The organism is Inquilinus sp., assembly GCF_057815775.1.
Genome location: NZ_JBYRFX010000727.1, coordinates 1 through 1810, shown reverse-complemented (window position 1 = coordinate 1810; position 1810 = coordinate 1). Strand labels below are relative to the sequence as shown.

At 65.5% G+C, this 1810-nt stretch carries 2 protein-coding genes; both read right to left on the bottom strand.

What is annotated here, in order from left to right:
- Positions 1-76: 76 nt before the first annotated feature.
- The gene (locus AC3XYG_RS25455; protein ID WP_489142668.1) at positions 77-1000 is read right to left on the bottom strand and encodes a branched-chain amino acid ABC transporter permease; all 924 of its coding nucleotides are present in this window, start codon (positions 998-1000) and stop codon (positions 77-79) included.
- Between the two features lie 10 nt (positions 1001-1010).
- Positions 1011-1810, bottom strand: an 800-nt coding sequence (locus AC3XYG_RS25450; RefSeq protein ID WP_489142667.1) for an ABC transporter substrate-binding protein, incomplete at its 5' end; no start/stop codon positions are given.

Here is a 1810-nt window from a genome sequence, read left to right as displayed (position 1 = left end):
TGGTAAAAAAATACTTGGTTGGCGCAGTACAGTTCCCGACGCAGAGGACTGGAATTGCTGGCTTCCGGCATGGCCGTCACGTGCGTCGCACCGGGAACAGGCCGATCGGGCGGAAGAACAGGATCGCTGCCATCGCGATGTAGACCAGCATCGAGGCCAGCGCCGCGCCGGTCTGCCGGGCCGCCGAGGCACCCATCAGAAGCCGCAGCATATCCGGCAGGAACGCCCGCCCGATCGTATCCAGCAGTCCCACCAACAGCGCGGCCAGGAATGCGCCGCGGATCGAGCCGATGCCGCCAATCACGATCACCACGAAGGCGAGGATCAGCACGTTGTCGCTCATGCCTGGTTCCACCGCGAACACCGGGCCGGCCATCGCGCCCGCGAAACCGGCCAGCATGGCGCCGAAGCCGAACACCACTGCGAACAGCAGCCGGATGTTGACGCCGAGCGCGGCGACCATCGCCGGGTGCGTGGCGCCTGCCCGCACCAGCATGCCGATGCGGGTCCGCTCGACCAGCACCCACAGCAGGCCGCCGACACCCAGCCCGGCGGCGATGATGACCAGCCGATATACCGGGTACAGCAGGCCCGGCATGATCTGGATGCCGCCGCCCAGGCCCTCCGGCTGCAGCACATTCAGCGGTGCGCTGCCCCAGAGTGCGCGCACTGCCTCCTGCAGTGTCAGGATCACGCCGAAGGTTGCCAGCACCTGGCTGAGATGGTCCCGGTCGTACAAGTGGCGGAACACCAGCAGTTCCAGCGCCAGCCCGATCAGTAGTGCGACGGGCAAGGCCAGCGCCAGGCCGATCCAGAAACTGCCGGACCAGGCGGCTAGCGAGGCAGCCAGGTAGGCGCCCAGCATGTATTGCACGCCGTGGGCGAGGTTGATGAAGTTCATGACGCCGAACACCAGCGTCAGGCCCGCGGCGACCAGGAACAGCAGGATACCGAGTTGCGTGCCGTTCAGGAGTTGAACGAGCAACAGGTTGACCGTCATGCGGCCGGGTTCACTTCATGTGGCATTCGGCGGCGTAGGGGTCGACCTCGTTGGACAGCACTTTGCGAACGGTCGCCGTGGCGAACTTACCGTCGGGGCGCTGGACGACCTTGCATAGATAAAAGTCCTCGACCGGATAGTGGTTGACGCCGAACTTGAAGGACCCGCGGACTGACTGGAAGTCGGCTTTCGCGAGTGCTGCGCGCAGCGCCGCCTTATCGCCGATCTTGCCGTTTACGGCCTTGACCGCTGAGTCGACCAGCAGTGCCGCGTCATAGGAGTGGGCGGCGTAGGTGCCAGGGACGTAGCCGTAGGCTGCCTCGAAATCGGTGACGAATTTCTGGCTGGCCGGATTGGCGAAGTCGGGCGCCCAGGTTGCGCTGGTGAAGAAGCCGAGCGCAGCGTCCTTATGAGCGGGCAGGGTGGATTCGTCGACGGTGAAGGCGGACAGGAAGGGGATGCTGGCCAGGCCGGCCTGCCGGTAGGCGCGGACCAGGTTGATACCGAGGCCGCCGGGCATGAAGGCGAACACCGCGTCGGGCTTGGCGGCGGCGATCTTTGCCACCTCGGTGGAGAAATCGAGCTGGTTCAGCGGCACGTAGATCTCGTCGGCGATTTCGCCCTTGAAGCGGCTTTTGAAGCCGGCGGCGGCGTCCTTGCCGGCCTGGTAGTTGGGCACCAGGATGAACACCCGCTTGTAGCCCTCGTCCTGCGCAACCTGGCCCATCGTCGCGTGCGGCTGGTCGTTCTGGTAGGAGGTGACGAACAGGTTGGGATTGCAGCCCTTGCCGGCGAAGGTCGAGGGGCCGG

Bases quoted from the DNA above. Each gene is read 5' to 3' on its own strand.
- AC3XYG_RS25455 (WP_489142668.1), bottom strand. From the start codon at position 1,000: ATGACGGTCAACCTGTTGCTCGTTCAACTCCTGAACGGCACGCAACTC.